Raw genomic sequence first — 16,701 nt, 5'->3', positions numbered from 1 at the left:
CATCCACAAAGTTAGCGTTGCGATGGTGGCTAGTTCATCGCTTCTTCAGTGAAGCTTTTTCAAAAGCGCGAAGTGGCGATCGCTGTCTCGTCGCCTTCGGCGATGAACCGATTATCCGGTTGCCAAGGCAGATGCCCCGTGATCGGATCGCCACACATGGTGACATTCGTGTCCCATGCCGGGTCCGCGGATGCGGATGCGGCGGTTTCTATCCAGATGACGGCCGGTGTAAAGAAGGCACTGCGCTTGCACGCAATGTCTCGCGCAAGCTGACCGTCAAGGCAAACACCAGTGCGCGGCTGGAGGCACTTGCGGCGAGGACCGCAACGTCACTTTCCACCCCGCAGGCTCAATACGATCCGACACAGGACGATCCTGAGCGCGATTGAATTACATGCTCATTCGCTTGTCCCCATCTCAGCTGTCCACATGTCTCGCAAATGTCGGGCACCCGACACCTATTGTCGGATTGTCGAGATTAGAACGTTTGTTCGTCCGCCAAATACCGATCAATCCGCCCATCGATAAACGAAACTCATCTTCTTGGAGCGTCTGAGCAGTTGGCATGGTGTTTGCTGATCCTGGTTACAAGCGGCAGAAAGCAGTCTGCATGATGGCGGTTCATGAAACGAACGGAACGGGGGCCACATGACGGTTCGTCATCGAACCGACGTTCTACCAAGCGGCCATGCATAGTCCGCCGGCGGAAGGGGTCAATCCCGACGTCACAGCTTGCAACCAACTCAAAGAGAAGGAAAACGCTATGACCAAGATTTCCGAAAGATCCTTTGAAACGATCGAAAACCCGGCGTCATCGCCGCTCAAGGTGCCAGATCAGTTCGGCGCATCCGTTGAAAAGGGGAACAAGCAGGTGACAGAGGCTTTTTTGAAATTTGCGTCCGGCGCTGAAGCGACACAGAAAATGCTGCCTCCGATCCTCGAAACGACAAGTCTGTTCGGCAACGAATTGTCGTGGAAGACGATCGCTGCACTGCAGGCCGACGCCGAGGCCGGCTTCTCGCATCTGCAAGCTTTGCTTAGCGCAAATTCGCCGTCGCAGGTCCTCGAACTGCAGTCGACCTTCCTGCGCAAGCGGGTTGAGACAAGTTTGCAGCACGCCAAGGAATTCCGGGTACTCGCAAGCAGGACGGTGGAGGAAATCTCAAAGCCGGTCAAGGATGCTTTTGACAAGGTGCTGACGGACCTCAAGGCGACGTAAAACTGAGGAGAGCCTGGAAATACCGCGCGGTGATCGGCCCGGTGAAGAAACAGCTGAAGTTCGCACTCGCTTCGATGACCGCTCAGTAGCCCCCGATCTTTCCCATCCATCTTCTGTGCACGGCTGATGCGCGGGACCATGTCTATGGCGCTCATATTCGCGCCCGAATGCAGAGCCCGCTCGAGCAACTCGTTGTTGGCTACGGGATAGATGAAAGAGATCAGCGTCTTTTCAGGCGACAGCAGGGCGACCTCATTAGTCGGGGCGCACCTTGACGATCACGTCGGCGGCCGCGGCGAGGGCCTGTGGACTTGGAACGACCACGACTTCCGCATTTCGGTAGGCTTCGTTCGAGATTTCCGCCGTTAGGCCGGCACCAGTTTCCACTGGCGATCAGCAAAATATCGCCGGGGGCCCGCGCATGGAGCGTGCCGAGACCGTGGGATGCGGCTCGACCGGCGACACCACGCGGACATCAATTTGAGTTGTTTCACCCGGTATCAGTCATTCTTGCTCGTTTCCTTGTGCCACGTCTCTTCGAACAGACGGGATCGCGGCTCGACCCATGTCAGAACGAGATGTTAGGCGGGTTCGAAAGTGCTGACTTTCACAGCGGACAAAGATCGGGCTGAGTCTGGCCTGAGACGTCATCATTGATTTGGGACAAGGAAGCCGGCGCGGCCGGAGGTCATAAAGCATCCTGTTTTGGGAAGGGATGCGAAAATGTCCGATGATCTGATCGCCAAATACGGCGATGCGCGGGTTCCGCGTTATACGAGCTACCCCACGGCGGCGGCTTTTTCAGCCGCCGTGGGGCCGGATGAATATGTCGGCAACCTCGCCCATATCGCCGCGGCTGGCCCGGTTTCGGTTTATCTCCACGTCCCGTTCTGCCGTTCGATATGCTGGTACTGCGGCTGCCACACAACCATCACCCGGCAAGACGCTCCGGTCGCCGACTATCTCGACGTGATGAAGGAGGAGATCGAGCTTGTTTCCTTTGCGGCCGGAAACGACGTGCCCGTCAAGTACGTGCATTTCGGCGGCGGCACGCCGTCGGTCATGAAGCCGCAGGAATTTTCGGCTCTAATGGCAAAGCTCAGGAGCGCCTTCACATTCGAAGCGAAAGCCGGCGTCGCAGTCGAGATCGACCCTCGCACATTGGTCGCCCCCATGATCGACGCGCTCGGCGAAAACGGTATCGACCGCGCAAGCCTCGGCGTCCAGAGCTTCGATCCGATCGTGCAGGCCGGTATCAAGCGGCTGCAATCCTTTGAGCAGACGGAAAGGGCGGTCGCCGGGTTGCGCTCAGCAGGCGTCAGCAGCATCAACTTCGACCTGATTTATGGCCTTCCGAAACAGACCGTCCAATCTTGCATCGAAACGGTCCGGCTGGCTGCAGAACTGCGTCCCGAACGTTTCGCCGTTTTCGGTTACGCTCACATACCCGCTTTCAAGAAACATCAGCGCCTGATCGACGAAGCATCGCTGCCGGACGCAAAACAGCGGAACGAGCAGGCGGAAGTGATCGCCGAGGAGCTGCAGAACGCCGGATATCAGCGCATTGGGCTCGATCATTTTGCACTGCCGGACGATCAGTTGGCACTCGCCGCGCGCAACAGAGCGCTGAGGAGAAACTTCCAGGGCTATACCACGGATGATTGCGATAGCCTGATCGGCCTCGGCGCATCTGCGATCGGGCGGCTGCCGGCCGGCTATATGCAGAACCACGTGCCTCTCGGCCTCTATGCCGAGCGGATTGCCTTCGGGGTGCTGCCGACCGCCAAGGGATATCTTCTCAGCGAGGAGGACAAGCTTCGGGCGAGGGTCATCGAGAGGCTGATGTGCGATTTCGAAGCCGATCTCGGCCAGTTGAGCAGCGGGTCGGGTTTCGACACCGGCTTCCTTGTCGAGCGCAACGACCGTCTCGGCGAGCTCATGGCCGACGGCGTCGTGACGATCAGCGGTGAACGGATTGTCGTATGCGAGGAGGCGCGCTTTATGGTCCGTGCAGTCGCGGCGGCATTCGACGCCTATTTTGGCTCGCACGGGCACACGCACAGCAAGGCAGCCTAATGCATGTCGCCTGAAGTTTGCATCGGTTCCGGCGACACGAAACGCATCAAAGGCCGCGCGAGAAGACATCGAGTTCCCGTTTCTCGATCGAGGACCCTGCGGTTATCTTCCCAGGAGTCCCGTCGACAACCGCACGTCGACGAGGATCAACGTCGCAAGTTCGTGTGAAGCAGGGCGGGCGCACTCACAAATATGGTGATCGGGCGCCCTGTCGCAAGCAGATGGGCGCGCGCCCGTATTACCGCCTGGACGTCGAGGTCGTTACCGTCGAGCTTTTCGGCTCATTGAAATACAGCTCGATCTCGGCAGGCCGCGGTCTAGGATATCGTTGGCGACTGACGTCGAACCTTTCAGGTGGCGTCGGCAAGCGCCGGTCCGCAGAAATGTGCCCATCGCGATTATGGCGGCCGCGCAGGCGCCTGAAGGAGCCTTGTCGCGAGGTGAGCTACCGAGCGCCACATGGTCGACGGCTCTCGCCCGCTCACGAAAGCGGTTGTTCGAGCACGTCGAAGGACGAGGGCAGGGGTCTCGTAATTGTAGCACGACTTGCCTGCCGCGGGATTTCGATCAAACGTTCGACGGCGCCTTCCGTGCAATTCCTAGAGCAAATTCTGTTCAATCTGGGTCATATCCAGCGGCCTTAAAGTAGTTTGCGCATTCTGCCGCAGTGAAGCGAGGCATCAAGGCCCCGACCGCATCCCACAGGGCGTCGATCTTTCGCTCGGCTCGGCCTCGCAACATGGCTTTCAGCTTCGAGAATGCGTTCTCGATCGGATTGAAGTCTGGGCTGTAAGGGGGCAGGAACATGAGCGTGGCGCCGACACGTTCGATGGCGTCGCGTACACCGGCTGTCTTGTGAGCCGGTAGGTTGTCCATGACCACCACGTCGCCGATCTCCAGGGTAGGCCCCAATACCTGTTCGACGTAAGCCAGGAAGACATTACCGTTCATGGCGCCATCGTAGACAAACGGCGCGGTCATCCCAGTGAGGCGCAACGCTCCGGTAAAGGTCGTTGTTTTCCAATGGCCATGTGGCACGCCAGCTCGGCAACGCTCACCTCGAAGTGCACGTCCGCGTAGCCGTGCCATCTTGGTCGAAAGGCCGGGGTGAGTAGGCCGGAGGGATTTCACCTGCCGGCCTCTCGCAGAACGGTGCGTGAACCTCTCGATTCACACCGCTCCCATCAGGTAAACGTGTTCGTTCCGAACGCCTGCCAGTGTACGAAGAGGTCCCGTCTATCTCGGGCAAGTTGCCGCAGGAACTGCGAAGCCCGAGTTTTGTGGAACCGAAAGCGCTTGTACTTTCGCATGATCCAGGCCTTGAGCTTCCGATCGACATAGTCAGTGAGAGAACAGGGCCGAACGACTGAACCGCCCATAGTAGGCAATCCATCCCCGGAGGAGCGGATTGATCTGTTTGGCGATTTCAGCCAGCGTCCCCGGCGTTTGCCGCGGAATGTTCAAGCTCTTGATCGTGGCCCGCATTGATTTTAGCGCCGCCGGACTGGCCGCTGGGGTATAGCCACAGAAGAACTCATTCCGCTGTGAAGTCGCCACCTGTCGCGGCCTGAACTGGTATCCAAGGAAGTCAAATTTGACAGTCGGATACATTTCCCGGCGCCGATTATCTTTGCAGTAGACGATATGGGTCTTAGTCGGATGCATCTGAAGTCCGCATTCTGCCAGCCGCGCTTGGAGCTCGACCATGAGGGCCTCTGCTTACTGCTCGGTCCGGCAGTGCACCAGACCATCGTCTGCATACCGACACCATGGTAGATCCGGATGCGTCCGGGTCATCCAGACGTCAAACGCGTAATGCAGGAAGAGATTCGATAGGATCGGGCTGACCACGCCCCCTTGCGGGGTACCACGCGTCCGCTCAATGACTTCTCCGTTCTTTTCCATAGGCGCGGTCAACCATCTTTCGATGTAGAGCAGAGCCCAGTTGCATTTGACGTCTTTTCTGACCGCCTTCAGCAAGAGATCATGCGGAAGATTGTCGAACAGCCCTTTGATGTCGAATTCCAGAACCCAATCGTATTTCCAGCACCGCTGACGCGTTACCCCAACGGCATCCAAAGCCGACTTCATCGGCCTGTAGCCATAGGAGTCTGGCAAGAAGAGCGGCTCTAAATCCGGCTCAATCATCTGCTTGACCACCATCTGCGCGATCCGATCACTGACCGTCGGCACACCCAAAACCCTTTCGCCTCCAGTCTTCTTTGGAATGGAGACGGCGCGCACCGACGGCGGAAAGTAAGCCCCAGAAGACATCCGATTCCAGATCTTGTAGAGATTTCTCGCAAGGTCTTTGTCAAACATCTCCAGGGTCTCACCGTCCACCCCGGCTGCACCACGGTTGGCTTTGACCGCTTTGTAAGCTTCGTACACTTGCCGCTTCTCAATCCGAAACGGCTTGTCTGTCGTACCTATCGAAGTCATCCTGTTTCCAGTTGTTCCAAACAATACGACCACCTGATCCGATCCCTTTGCTCTGGCCCCATTACAGGGCCCTCAACGCTCATACGGATCGGTCCGCCCCAGTCTCCTGCATCGGTACTCTCGCCTTACGGTTTCTCCGCTTGGGCTTCTCCCTTGGCATCAGGAGCCCGGTTCCTGCAGTTCCGCGTGAAAGCCTGTGTCCAACTCACGCCCCTCTACGCCGGTCGCCGCCCGCCCAATCATCAGGCACCCGACGGACTTGTCCCAGGATGACGAAACAGTCCTGGTTTCGACGACGCTTTATTCATAACGGCGCGTCTTCGGAGGGTTCACTTTCGTTCGTCTTTCGGACACGCACCTGCTCGGATCTCGTCCGAACTTTTTCATCCGACGCTCACCACCACGGCTCTTTACCGCAGCAGCTCGGACTGAACCCGCTCCTGAAAGCCGATCCCGGGGGGCCTTCCCCCATCATTCACGCAGCTTTACGCTACGGTCTTAGTTCATGTAACTCCTTCCGCTGCTCTGCAGCACACTTTCGTCGATGAAGATCAGTTTCTCCGGATCGAGATCCAGTTGGCCGTCGAACCAGACACGCCGGCGCTTCAGGACGTCCGGCCGGTCCTGCTCCAGTGCGTGGGCGGTCTTTTTTTAAAGGTCCATCCGCGGCCTCGAAGCCAAGCGCCAAGTGCGCTGCGGCTGATCTTCACCTGCCGCTCGACAGACAAACGTTCGACCATTCATCGAGCGTCACGTCCTTACGCTCTTCAATCAGTGTGACAACGAATTCCTCGTGTGCATCCACCGCCGACCGGCGTCTCCACCCTTGCGGCCGAGCAGTCAGCTCACCCTCTTTCGCTCTCGCAATCCAGCGGATCGCCGTCGAAATCCCAACTCCGAACCGAGCTGCGGCCTGTCGAGCCGACATTCCCGCCGCAGACGCTTTCAAAACCCGTATTCCAAGATCATCGCTCAGTGCTTGTCCCATCATCCACCTCTTCTCTGTGGATGTTTGAATCAGCTTCGATGGACGCCGTCACATCACAATCGATTCATCGATCGCAGGACTTGCTTAGACGACCGGAACGAAACCGCGGGTTTCGGCTGGCATCTCCTTCGCGACTGCCCGCAAAAAACGACCTCGTTATGCCGCCGGGCCAGTGATCTCGCCCACGCGTTTCTTCGCAGGTCTGCCGTGCAGATCATAGCTCTTTTCACAGGCCGCATTGACGTTCGCGACGATCCAGCCAAGTTTCGGCATTGGCTTTGCCGACAACCGTGTCCGACGCTAACCACTGCCTGGACGCCTTGCCTGACGCGCCTGGCTCTGCTCGATGCTCACGGGAGCATCAGTTGCTCCTGAGAGGCAGAAAGCCCCCGCGAACGCCATCGTCATGGGCTGCGCGGCCCTCCGCACCTGCCGTTTATCACTGGGTGATGTGTGTGAGGTCGGCATCGAGCCGCTTACGCACCATGTTCGGCACCTTTGCAGTCTTGATCGCTTCGAGATTGGCCGGGCTGTCGCCCACCTGGATCAAGGCAACCATGCCCATGCCGGAATGTGGGGTGCATTTCAGGACATAGACGCCTGGAACATCGAACTTCGCCCGATATTGCTCGTTCGGCTTTGACTTATATTCCGCAACGCCATCCGGAATGAGGCCTTTGAAGGTTTCAACGTTGTGGCCCTTGTCGGTGGGGATGAAGGTGACGGTGTCGCCGGGGGCGATCTTCAGGAAGCCGGGCTCGAACACCATCGCGCCTTCCGTGCCTTTGTTGAGCATCCGAACCTGATGGTCGGCCGCCATCAACGGCGCTGCCGAGACAATCAAGGCTGCTGCTGCAGCGATCGGACTGAATTTTAACCGCATTTGCAAGCTCCTGTTCTGCGAGACCCAGTCAGCCTCATGAATGTTTTTAGCAGATGCCGGATTTGGGTTCTTTGATGCCCGTCAAATTCGGGAATAAAAGGCAGAAGATCCCAATTTTTGCCTGCTTGCCCAGCGCCCTTGCGAGGGACATGGCAGCCTGCAAGCGATGTAGGAATCACCGGAGGACAAGCACGCTCGGCGAACGTCGGCGCTGCTGAACCAGCTTGGGATTGCCGCGACTGAGCTCATATCGCGTCGGGAGTTCGCGAGGGCATTAATGTCGATCCCCCGGTGTCGCGTGTGTGGAAGTTGACCCTTTGACAGGAATCCTCCGAAAACGACGCGCCGTTGAGATCGTCGGCGAAGTGAAGAGCGATTATCACGCGATGATCTTCGCCGATGAAACGAAGCAGGCGCACGACACCTTCTTCCACCTGGACGAGATGGTTGGCTTATCACCCTCCCACCAAATCGGCTTACCGGCCGCGACGGCTTCCGCCTCCGAGCCTACGAAAAGCGACGAGAGGGATTGGCCGGCATGAAGAGCTTCTAACGTCTTCTCGACGAACGCGTGGTTGTTCTGCACAGCATCTTCATACCCCCTTGTGGCAGTGGGTGCGGTAGAAGCAGCTGCGTCACATGGGAATAGCGGGCGGTGCCAAAAGGGGAAAGTTTTTAACAGAGTGTAACAACGTCCGTTCGTCCACCGCTTCCAGTCCGCTTTTTGATGTAGATCAAGGAGCCGTTCCCGTCTTCGTGACAGTCCTGCCTCGAAATCCGAGAAAGCCGGCCGCGAGGCGGTCGTCTGCGCACTGGGGACGACATCATGAATTACACGGCAGAAACGATGGTGGTCGCGGTCGCAGCGTTTCTGGCGCTGCTCGCAGCGGCATTCGCGCACGATCATCTCTTTGCAGTCCATATGGGTATACTTTGCCTCTGCCTGGTTGCGGGAACGCTGCTGCTTGTTAAAAACGCAGAGTTTTCGCCGACGGGCCAACAGCGCAAAACAGACCTTACGGGCTATTGCGATGAGGTAATCCGCTACGGCCTGATCGCCACGGTGTTCTGGGGCGTCGTCGGCTTCCTCGTCGGCGTGATCATCGCGCTGCAGCTCGCCTTTCCCGACCTCAACATCGCGCCCTATTTGAATTTCGGAAGATTGCGACCGGTTCACACGTCGGCGGTGATCTTCGCCTTCGGCGGCAACGCGCTGATCATGACATCCTTCTATGTGGTGCAACGCACCTGTCGCGCGCGCCTCTTCGGAGGAACACTCGCCTGGTTCGTCTTCTGGGGCTACCAGCTGTTCATCGTGATGGCCGCGACCGGCTACGTGATCGGCATCAATCAGGCGCGCGAATATGCCGAGCCTGAATGGTACGTCGACCTGTGGCTTACCATCGTCTGGGTCGCCTATCTGGCCGTCTATCTCGGAACGATCCTGAAGCGCAGAGAGCCGCATATTTACGTGGCAAACTGGTTCTATCTCAGCTTCATAGTCACCATTGCGATGCTGCATGTGGTCAACAACCTCGCTGTTCCCGCTTCGTTCCTCGGCTCCAAGAGTTATTCTCTCTTCTCCGGCGTCCAGGATGCACTCACCCAATGGTGGTACGGCCACAACGCCGTCGGCTTCTTCCTCACCGCCGGCTTCCTGGGCATGATGTACTATTTCGTGCCGAAGCAGGCCAACCGCCCGGTTTATTCCTACCGGCTGTCGATCATCCACTTCTGGGCCCTGATCTTCATGTATATCTGGGCCGGCCCGCATCATCTGCATTACACGGCGCTGCCTGACTGGGCGCAGACGATCGGAATGGTCTTCTCCGTCATGCTCTGGATGCCCTCCTGGGGCGGCATGATCAACGGTTTGATGACCCTTTCGGGCGCCTGGGACAAAATTCGCACCGACCCGATCATCCGGATGATGATCGTCGCCATCGCATTTTATGGGATGTCGACCTTCGAAGGCCCGATGATGTCGATCAAGGCGGTCAATTCGCTCAGCCACTATACCGAATGGACGATCGGTCACGTGCATTCCGGAGCACTTGGCTGGGTGGGTATGATCACCTTCGGGGCGATATACTACCTGACGCCGAAACTGTGGGGGCGCGAGCGCCTCTACAGCCTGCGGATGGTCAACTGGCACTTCTGGCTTGCGACGCTCGGGATTGTGATCTACGCCGCGGTGCTCTGGGTCGCGGGCATCCAGCAGGGGCTGATGTGGCGAGAATACAATTCCCAGGGCTTCCTCGTCTATTCCTTCGCTGAAACGGTCGCGGCGATGATCCCCTATTACGTGCTGCGTGCCGTCGGCGGAGCACTCTACCTGGCCGGTGGCCTCGTTATGGCCTGGAACGTGTTCATGACGCTCCGAGGCCACCTGCGCGACGAAGCCCCAATGCCGACCAGTTTAGTGCCCCAGGCACAGCCTGCCGAGTGAGGTGAGACATGGCATCGTTACTTGATAAACATAAGACCCTCGAGAAGAACGCGACGCTTCTTCTGGTCAGCTCGCTGCTGGTCGTCAGCATTGGCGGCATCGTTGAAATCGCCCCGCTGTTCTACCTGCAGAACACGATCGAAAAAGTGGCAGGGATGCGGCCCTACACGCCGCTAGAGCTCGCCGGACGGAACATCTACATCCGTGAAGGCTGCTATCTCTGCCACAGCCAGATGATCCGGCCGTTCCGTGATGAGGTCGAGCGTTACGGTCATTATTCGCTCGCAGCGGAATCGATGTACGACCACCCGTTCCAATGGGGATCCAAGCGGACAGGGCCAGATCTGGCCCGCGTCGGGGGGCGTTACTCGAACGAATGGCACGTCCAGCATCTCGCAAATCCGCGGGCCGTGGTGCCGGAATCAATCATGCCCAGCTACGCCTTCCTAGAAGAGAAGGAGGTGACGGTCAGGAGTGTCGGAGAGGACCTCAAGGCCAATGAGGACGTGGGCGTGCCTTACAGCGACGACATGCTGGCGAATGCCGAGGCCGACATGAGAGCCCAGGCCGATCCGAACGCGGACGCGGCGGCCCTACTCAAGCGCTACCCAAATGCGAATGTCGGCGATCTCGACGGCGATCCAACCCGGCTGACCGAGATGGACGCGCTGGTGTCCTACCTGCAGATGCTCGGAACGCTGGTTGATTTCTCGACCTATGACGACGCGACCGGCTACCGGTGAGGTGATCCATGGAAACTTACACTGCAATGAGACACTTCTCCGACAGCTGGGGCCTCCTGGCAATGGCGGCATTCTTCGTCGGCGCGGTCATGCTCACCCTTCGCCCAGGTAGCAAGCAGACGGCGAAAGATGCCGCCGATATTCCCTTGAAGGACGATTGAGATGTTGGAAAAGCATATCGATGAACTGAGCGGCGTCGAAACGACGGGTCATGAATGGGACGGCATCCAAGAGCTCAACAATCCCATGCCGCGCTGGTGGATCTGGACCTTCTACGTGACGATCCTCTGGGCGATCGGCTACGCCATCGCTTACCCAGCCATCCCGATGATCACTTCCGCCACTAACGGCTATCTCGGTTATTCAACGCGCGCCGAGCTGCAGCAGGACCTCAATCTCGCTAAGTCATCGCAGACGAAGTTCCATAATCTGATGGCTGCCAAGACAGTGGAGGAGATCGACGCGGATCCTGCTCTTCGTGAATTCGCGATCGCTGGCGGCGCATCCGCTTTCAAGGTGAACTGCGCGCCCTGCCATGGATCGGGAGCGAGCGGCGGTCCGGGGTTTCCGAATCTCAACGACGACGACTGGCTGTGGGGCGGCGATCTGAATGCCATCCAGACCACGATCGCTCATGGCATCCGCTTCGACGGCGATACGGATAGCCATTCCTCCGAAATGCCGCCCTTTGCCGGTGTTCTGGAGCCCATCCAGATGAAGCAGGTCGCCGCCTATGTCTGGGGGCTGACCAATACGCCCTCGGATGTCGGTCTGGCGGCGGCCGGAAAACAGGTTTTCTTCGACAATTGCGCCCCATGTCACGGCGAGGACGCCGAAGGAAAGGCGGAAATGGGTGCGCCGGATCTCGCCGATGCAATCTGGCTGAAGTCGCGGGGTGAAGACGCCATTCTTCGTCAGGTTGCCTCTCCCAAACATGGCGTCATGCCTGCCTGGGCAGCGCGCCTGGGGGACACAACGGTCAACGAGCTTACCATTTTCGTTCATGCGCTCGGGGGCGGCACGTAAGGAGAAAAGACATGACAGCCCACGACCGCAATCCGATCCTCCGTCTCTACGGCACGCCGCGTGCTGTTATCCGATCGCGTGTCTCAGCGCGCGCCCAACAGATGCCTGCGTCTTCGGAGCAGGACGACCCGGCAAAGATCGGCAATTCGATGGTGAGTTTGATCTGCCTCAAAGACCACATGCAGACGAGCCGATAGTTTCAGCTCCTGTGGAGGACGTCCCAGCGGTTTCTCCGCCGCTGTCCTCCGGCCACGCCCTTACTCTGGGGCGTGGCCTTTTCGCTTCTGCACGGTCGTTCTTGATCTGCATCAAGGAACAGATGCGCCACGGCTGGGAAAAGAGTGGTGAAAATCGGACAGGTCCTATGAATCTCTATACCCGCTCCAATCTAAATGACATTGACCGCGTTTGCGTCGAACCCGTCAACGTCCGGGGCAACCGCCAGCCTCTCTATGCGCCGCGCAAGAAGATCTTTCCGAAACGCGCCGAAGGGCCATTTCGCCGGTTCAAATGGGTCTTGATGCTGCTCACGCTTGGCACCTATTACCTCGCGCCGTGGATTCGCTGGGATCGCGGTCCCTATGCGCCCAATCAGGCAATCCTCGTCGACCTCGCCTCGCGGCGCTTCTTCTTTTTCTTCATCGAGATCTGGCCGCAGGAATTCTACTATGTGGCGGGCCTGCTCGTCATGGCGGGCTTCGGCCTCTTTCTCCTCACCGCCGCTGTCGGCCGCGCCTGGTGTGGCTATGCCTGTCCGCAGACCGTCTGGGTCGATCTCTTTCTCGTCGTCGAACGCGCTGTCGAAGGCGATCGAAACGCTCGGATAAAGCTCGATGCCGACCCCTTCACTTTCGACAAGCTCAGGAAGCGGGTGATCAAGCACGCGATCTGGCTACTGATCGCCGTCGCCACGGGCGGAGCGTGGATCTTCTATTTTGCCGACGCGCCGAACCTGGCGGCCTCACTGTTTGACGGCAGCGCTCCTGCCGCTGCGTATGCCACGATCGCCACCCTGACCGCGACGACCTATGTGCTTGGCGGCCTCATGCGCGAACAGACATGCACCTATATGTGTCCGTGGCCGCGCATTCAGGGCGCGATGCTGGATGAGAATTCGCTTGTTGTCACCTACAACGACTGGCGGGGCGAGCAGCGGTCGCGCCATGCCAAGAAGGCTCAGGGTCTGCCGGTGGGCGATTGCGTGGACTGCAATGCCTGCGTCGCCGTCTGCCCGATGGGGATCGACATTCGCGACGGCCAGCAGATGGAATGCATCACATGCGCCCTCTGCATCGATGCCTGTGGCGGCGTCATGGACAAGCTCGGAAAGCCACACGGCCTGATCGCCTATGCGACGCTCAAGGAATATTCGAGCAATATGTCGCTTGCTACTGACGGAGGACGGACAGCCATCCAGCCCTCCAATGTCCGAAACGACGACGGAAGCTTCATCCCGACCGTCCGGCATTTCGACTGGCGCATCATCTTCCGCCGAAGAACCGTCTTCTACGGTGTCGTCTGGGCATTGATCGGCATCGCCATGGTCGTCCATCTCGCCTTCCGCGCTCGGCTCGGGCTCAACGTCGTCCACGACCGGAACCCTCAATATGTTCTGGAAAGCGACGGCTCCATCCGAAACGGCTACACGCTGCGTGTCCTCAACATGGTGCCGAAGCCGCGGGACGTGACCATCACCCTCGTCGGGCTGGGGGGGGCACAATGCGGATTCCCGAGTTCGGCAGGCAGGATGTCCGCAGCTTCACCGCTCACGTCGTACCCGATGCGGCCACGACGCTCAAGGTCTTCGTCACGCGCGCCCCCGACGGGGCAGAGATCAACGAATTCCTCTTCGTCATCGAAGATATAGGCCAAGACGCCGGTCAAGCGGACCGGGCGACCTATCGCGCGGCCTTCAACGCGCCGGGAGACGTGAAATGAAGACTTTTACTCGAGGCTTTACCGGCTTGCACGTGCTGCTTGCCACCTCGGCATTCTTCGCCGTGGTGATCGCCGTCAACGCCACCATGGCCTTCTATGCTGCATCCAGCTGGAGTGGCATCGTCGTGGAAAACACCTATGTGGCCAGCCAGGAATTCAACGCCAGGGCGGCAGCGATGAAGGCAATGGCCGCCTCCGGCGTCGAGGGCGCGCTCGTCGTTAAGGGCAGCCAAATCCGTTACGACATCCACGACAAGGCCGGCACGCCTGCGATGATCGATGATGTCACGCTGAACTTCAAACGGCCCGTCGGCGATCATGAGGATTTCCGCTTGACGCTCCGGAAGACGGGCGAAGGGCGGTTCGAAGCTGATCACCAGGTTGTCGCTGGCGACTGGATCGTCGAGGCCATATCGAGAATGAATGGGGCGGTCGTCATGCATGAGGCCAAACGCTTCGACACCGCGGAGTTCCGCCAATGACCTGCTGTTCGATGGATGCGGAAAGCGTTCTCGCCCTCAGCGCGACATCTGCCAGCGCCGGGGAGGTACGCCTTGCCAGCCACCCGCTGGGGGTGGATTACGCCAGGTCGACCTCAGCGTGCCCGACGTTCACTGTGGCGGCTGCATATTGACCATCGAAAACGCACTGTCGGCGCTTGCGTTCGTCAGGAAAGCCCGGGTCAATCTCACCGCCAGACGTGTCAGCTGCGTCTATCAGGAGGAGATCGAGGCGAAGGCGACCGATCCCTCCGAAATCCTCGCCGCGATCACTTTGGCCGGATACCGCGCCCATCTCATCACGTCGACAGTACTCGAAACCGACAGGATCCGGAACCAGCTACTGCTGGCGATTGGAGTTTCCGGCTTTGCGGCCGCCAACATCATGATGCTCTCGGTGTCGGTATGGTCGGGCGCCGATGCGGCCACGCGCGACATGTTTCACTGGATCTCGGCGATGATCGCGGCACCTGCGCTGGTTTATGGGGGACGCCTCTTCTTCAAATCGGCGTGGAACGCGGTGAAAAGCGGGCGCACCAACATGGATGTTCCGATCTCGCTTGCCGTGACGCTATCCTATGCTGTCTCCCTGTGGGAAACCGTGCACCATGGCGAGCATGTCTGGTTCGACGCATCGGTGTCCCTGCTGTTCTTCCTGCTGATCGGTAGAACGCTCGATCATGTCATGCGGGAAAAGGCGCGCGCTGCAATCAATGGGCTTGTCAGACTAACGCCGCGCGGTGCGCTGCTGATAATGGCGGACGGGTCGCGGCGCTATGTTGCGGTCGAAGAGATCGCAGTTGGAGACGAGATCTCGATTGCGGCCGGCGAACGCATCCCCCTCGACGGCATGATCGTCAGCGGCAAGAGCGACGTCGACCTCTCCATCGTCACCGGCGAAAGCAGCCCGGTCGCCGTCGCCGCAGGCAGCGCGGTGAATTCGGGTGCGATGAACCTGACCGGTTCGCTCGTCCTGCGGGCGACCAAAGTGGCAAGGGATTCGCTTCTTTCCGAGATCATCGGCCTGATGGAAGCGGCCGAGGGCGGCAGGGCTCGTTATCGCCGAGTCGCCGATCGCGCCGCAGCACTTTATTCTCCCGCCGTGCACCTGTTGGCGTCGGCCTCCTTTCTCGCCTGGGGCTTGCTTGGCGGCGATTGGAAACAGGCCATGCTGGTCGCGGTCGCGGTGCTGATCATCACATGCCCCTGCGCATTGGGCCTTGCTGTACCGGTGGTCCAGGTGGTCGCCGCCGGCGAACTTTTCCGCAGGGGCATCATGGTGAAGGACGGTTCGGCGCTCGAAAGACTGGGCGATGCGGACATCGTGGCCTTCGACAAGACCGGCACCCTGACGATGGGCCGGCCCCGCCTCGTCCGAGCCGACGCGATCGACGGGGGCAATAGCGCCATCGCCTGCGCAATGGCGGCGCATTCCCGGCATCCGCTTTCCCAGGGTCTGGTGCGGGACATAGAGATCTCTTACCCCTTCGCCTTCGACAGGGTCACGGAAATCGCCGGCGGGGGGCTGGAAGCCTGGAAAGGAGCGGACTTCTATCGGCTCGGCAACCAGGCCTTTGCCTGCGGAACCGGGCTCACGCCCGCAGGCGATAGTCCGTTTTCGGAGGTGGTCCTGTCGAAAAACGGCGTTGATCTCGCCCGTTTCCTGTTTGACGACACGCTTCGTCCGGGCGCCGCCGAGGCTTTCCGCCAGCTCGCTGCAGCCGGTATCGAAACGCTGATAGTATCCGGCGACAGGCAGGCCGTCGTCGACAACACAGCGCGGGCTCTCGGTATCGGCAAAGCTCTGGGCGTCCTGGCGCCGAAACAGAAGGTCGAGGAACTCCAGAGGCTGGGCGCCGAGGGCCATCGCGTGCTCATGGTGGGCGACGGGATCAACGACGCACCGGCGCTGGCCGCCGCGCAGGTCTCGATGGCGCCCGCAACCGCATCCGACGTCGGCAGGCAAGCCGCCGACCTTATCTTCTTCAACGATCGTCTCGATGCCGTTCCTGAGGCAATCGCCGTTGCGCGAAGATCCGCCAGCCTCATTCGGCAGAACTTTGCTCTCGCCATCGGTTACAACCTGCTTGCGGTACCAATTGCAATCGCCGGCCTGGCAACGCCGCTGATAGCGGCGGTGGCCATGTCGACTTCGTCGATCATGGTCGTGACGAATGCGCTGCGATTAAATGCCTTCGGCAGGCGCCCCGGCCTACGGAGCGAGCCTCGCCGGCGGAAGTGCGGAAGTTGAAACCACATGAACATGCTGATCTTTCTGATGCCGATCGCACTGCTGATGGGGGGAATGGGTCTCCTGGCGTTCCTCTGGTCGCTGACGAGCCGCCAGTACGACGACCTTAAAGGAGCCGCTTGGCGAATCCTGGTCGAGGACGAAACCGATTGCAAAAGACCTTGAACCGCTCACGGCCGAAACGAA

General features: G+C 59.4%; 12 protein-coding genes and 6 pseudogenes. 12 read left to right on the top strand and 6 right to left on the bottom strand.

Annotated features, from left to right (window positions below; translation table 11 throughout):
• The first annotated feature begins 763 nt into the window (after positions 1-763).
• Positions 764-1,219 (top strand): phasin, encoded by a 456-nt coding sequence (locus tag CO657_RS25550; protein WP_054186405.1) that lies wholly within the window; start codon positions 764-766, stop codon positions 1,217-1,219.
• A gap of 164 nt (positions 1,220-1,383) precedes the next feature.
• On the opposite strand, the pseudogene CO657_RS38120 reads toward CO657_RS25550, so the two are convergent.
• Together CO657_RS38120 and CO657_RS38115 are read right to left on the bottom strand one after the other, a co-directional pair.
• Positions 1,384-1,431: pseudogene (locus CO657_RS38120) on the bottom strand (hypothetical protein); the annotation flags it as partial.
• 43 nt (positions 1,432-1,474) lie between these two features.
• Entirely contained in the window at positions 1,475-1,606 is a 132-nt protein-coding gene (locus tag CO657_RS38115; protein WP_007637035.1) for an NAD(P) transhydrogenase subunit alpha, read from the bottom strand.
• A 336-nt stretch (positions 1,607-1,942) separates the two neighbouring features.
• On the opposite strand from CO657_RS38115, the gene hemN reads away from it, so the two are divergent.
• Positions 1,943-3,295, top strand: coding sequence for an oxygen-independent coproporphyrinogen III oxidase (gene hemN / locus CO657_RS25535; protein WP_054185950.1), 1,353 nt, complete (start codon positions 1,943-1,945; stop codon positions 3,293-3,295).
• Positions 3,296-3,910: 615 nt separating this feature from the next.
• Here hemN and CO657_RS25520 read toward each other — a convergent pair.
• The 4 genes and pseudogenes from CO657_RS25520 to CO657_RS25495 all read right to left on the bottom strand — a co-directional run.
• Positions 3,911-4,399: pseudogene (locus CO657_RS25520) on the bottom strand (IS630 family transposase); the annotation flags it as partial.
• 80 nt (positions 4,400-4,479) lie between these two features.
• Positions 4,480-5,737: pseudogene (gene ltrA, locus CO657_RS25515) on the bottom strand (group II intron reverse transcriptase/maturase).
• Positions 5,738-6,259: 522 nt separating this feature from the next.
• A pseudogene (locus CO657_RS25505) lies at positions 6,260-6,725 on the bottom strand (helix-turn-helix domain-containing protein); the annotation flags it as partial.
• Positions 6,726-7,164: 439 nt separating this feature from the next.
• Positions 7,165-7,608, bottom strand: coding sequence for a pseudoazurin (locus tag CO657_RS25495; protein ID WP_007637029.1), 444 nt, complete (start codon positions 7,606-7,608; stop codon positions 7,165-7,167).
• A gap of 317 nt (positions 7,609-7,925) precedes the next feature.
• On the opposite strand from CO657_RS25495, the gene CO657_RS38295 reads away from it, so the two are divergent.
• The 10 genes and pseudogenes from CO657_RS38295 (at position 7,926) to ccoS (ending at position 16,680) form a co-directional block, all read left to right on the top strand.
• Entirely contained in the window at positions 7,926-8,150 is a 225-nt protein-coding gene (locus CO657_RS38295; protein ID WP_054185952.1) for a hypothetical protein, read from the top strand.
• 284 nt (positions 8,151-8,434) lie between these two features.
• Entirely contained in the window at positions 8,435-10,057 is a 1,623-nt protein-coding gene (ccoN, locus tag CO657_RS25485; RefSeq protein ID WP_054185953.1) for a cytochrome-c oxidase, cbb3-type subunit I, read from the top strand.
• An 8-nt stretch (positions 10,058-10,065) separates the two neighbouring features.
• Entirely contained in the window at positions 10,066-10,800 is a 735-nt protein-coding gene (gene ccoO / locus CO657_RS25480; RefSeq protein ID WP_054185954.1) for a cytochrome-c oxidase, cbb3-type subunit II, read from the top strand.
• Positions 10,801-10,808: 8 nt separating this feature from the next.
• Entirely contained in the window at positions 10,809-10,961 is a 153-nt protein-coding gene (locus CO657_RS25475) for a cbb3-type cytochrome c oxidase subunit 3 (protein ID WP_004674411.1), read from the top strand.
• A 1-nt stretch (position 10,962) separates the two neighbouring features.
• Positions 10,963-11,826 carry a cytochrome-c oxidase, cbb3-type subunit III gene (gene ccoP, locus CO657_RS25470; RefSeq protein WP_054185955.1) on the top strand — a complete coding sequence of 288 codons (864 nt, stop codon included), beginning with the start codon at positions 10,963-10,965 and terminating at the stop codon, positions 11,824-11,826.
• Positions 11,827-11,837: 11 nt separating this feature from the next.
• Entirely contained in the window at positions 11,838-12,023 is a 186-nt protein-coding gene (locus CO657_RS25465; RefSeq protein WP_054185956.1) for a hypothetical protein, read from the top strand.
• Between the two features lie 167 nt (positions 12,024-12,190).
• Positions 12,191-13,764, top strand: a pseudogene (ccoG, locus tag CO657_RS25460) (cytochrome c oxidase accessory protein CcoG).
• Entirely contained in the window at positions 13,761-14,246 is a 486-nt protein-coding gene (locus CO657_RS25455) for a FixH family protein (protein WP_054185958.1), read from the top strand. The pseudogene ccoG and the gene CO657_RS25455 overlap by 4 nt, the downstream one beginning before the upstream one ends.
• Positions 14,243-16,525, top strand: a pseudogene (locus tag CO657_RS25450) (cation-translocating P-type ATPase). Before CO657_RS25455 ends, CO657_RS25450 begins: the two are co-directional and overlap by 4 nt.
• Entirely contained in the window at positions 16,522-16,680 is a 159-nt protein-coding gene (ccoS, locus tag CO657_RS25445) for a cbb3-type cytochrome oxidase assembly protein CcoS (RefSeq protein WP_054185959.1), read from the top strand. Before CO657_RS25450 ends, ccoS begins: the two are co-directional and overlap by 4 nt.
• The last annotated feature ends 21 nt before the right edge of the window (positions 16,681-16,701 follow it).

The organism is Rhizobium acidisoli (assembly GCF_002531755.2).
GTDB lineage: Bacteria > Pseudomonadota > Alphaproteobacteria > Rhizobiales > Rhizobiaceae > Rhizobium > Rhizobium acidisoli.
This window is presented reverse-complemented; position numbering and strand designations above follow the sequence as displayed.

Bases quoted from the DNA above. Each gene is read 5' to 3' on its own strand.
- CO657_RS25550 (WP_054186405.1), top strand. From the start codon at position 764: ATGACCAAGATTTCCGAAAGATCCTTTGAAACGATCGAAAACCCGGCG.
- hemN (WP_054185950.1), top strand. From the start codon at position 1,943: ATGTCCGATGATCTGATCGCCAAATACGGCGATGCGCGGGTTCCGCGT.
- CO657_RS25495 (WP_007637029.1), bottom strand. From the start codon at position 7,608: ATGCGGTTAAAATTCAGTCCGATCGCTGCAGCAGCAGCCTTGATTGTC.
- ccoN (WP_054185953.1), top strand. From the start codon at position 8,435: ATGAATTACACGGCAGAAACGATGGTGGTCGCGGTCGCAGCGTTTCTG.
- ccoO (WP_054185954.1), top strand. From the start codon at position 10,066: ATGGCATCGTTACTTGATAAACATAAGACCCTCGAGAAGAACGCGACG.
- CO657_RS25475 (WP_004674411.1), top strand. From the start codon at position 10,809: ATGGAAACTTACACTGCAATGAGACACTTCTCCGACAGCTGGGGCCTC.
- ccoP (WP_054185955.1), top strand. From the start codon at position 10,963: ATGTTGGAAAAGCATATCGATGAACTGAGCGGCGTCGAAACGACGGGT.
- CO657_RS25465 (WP_054185956.1), top strand. From the start codon at position 11,838: ATGACAGCCCACGACCGCAATCCGATCCTCCGTCTCTACGGCACGCCG.
- CO657_RS25455 (WP_054185958.1), top strand. From the start codon at position 13,761: ATGAAGACTTTTACTCGAGGCTTTACCGGCTTGCACGTGCTGCTTGCC.
- ccoS (WP_054185959.1), top strand. From the start codon at position 16,522: ATGAACATGCTGATCTTTCTGATGCCGATCGCACTGCTGATGGGGGGA.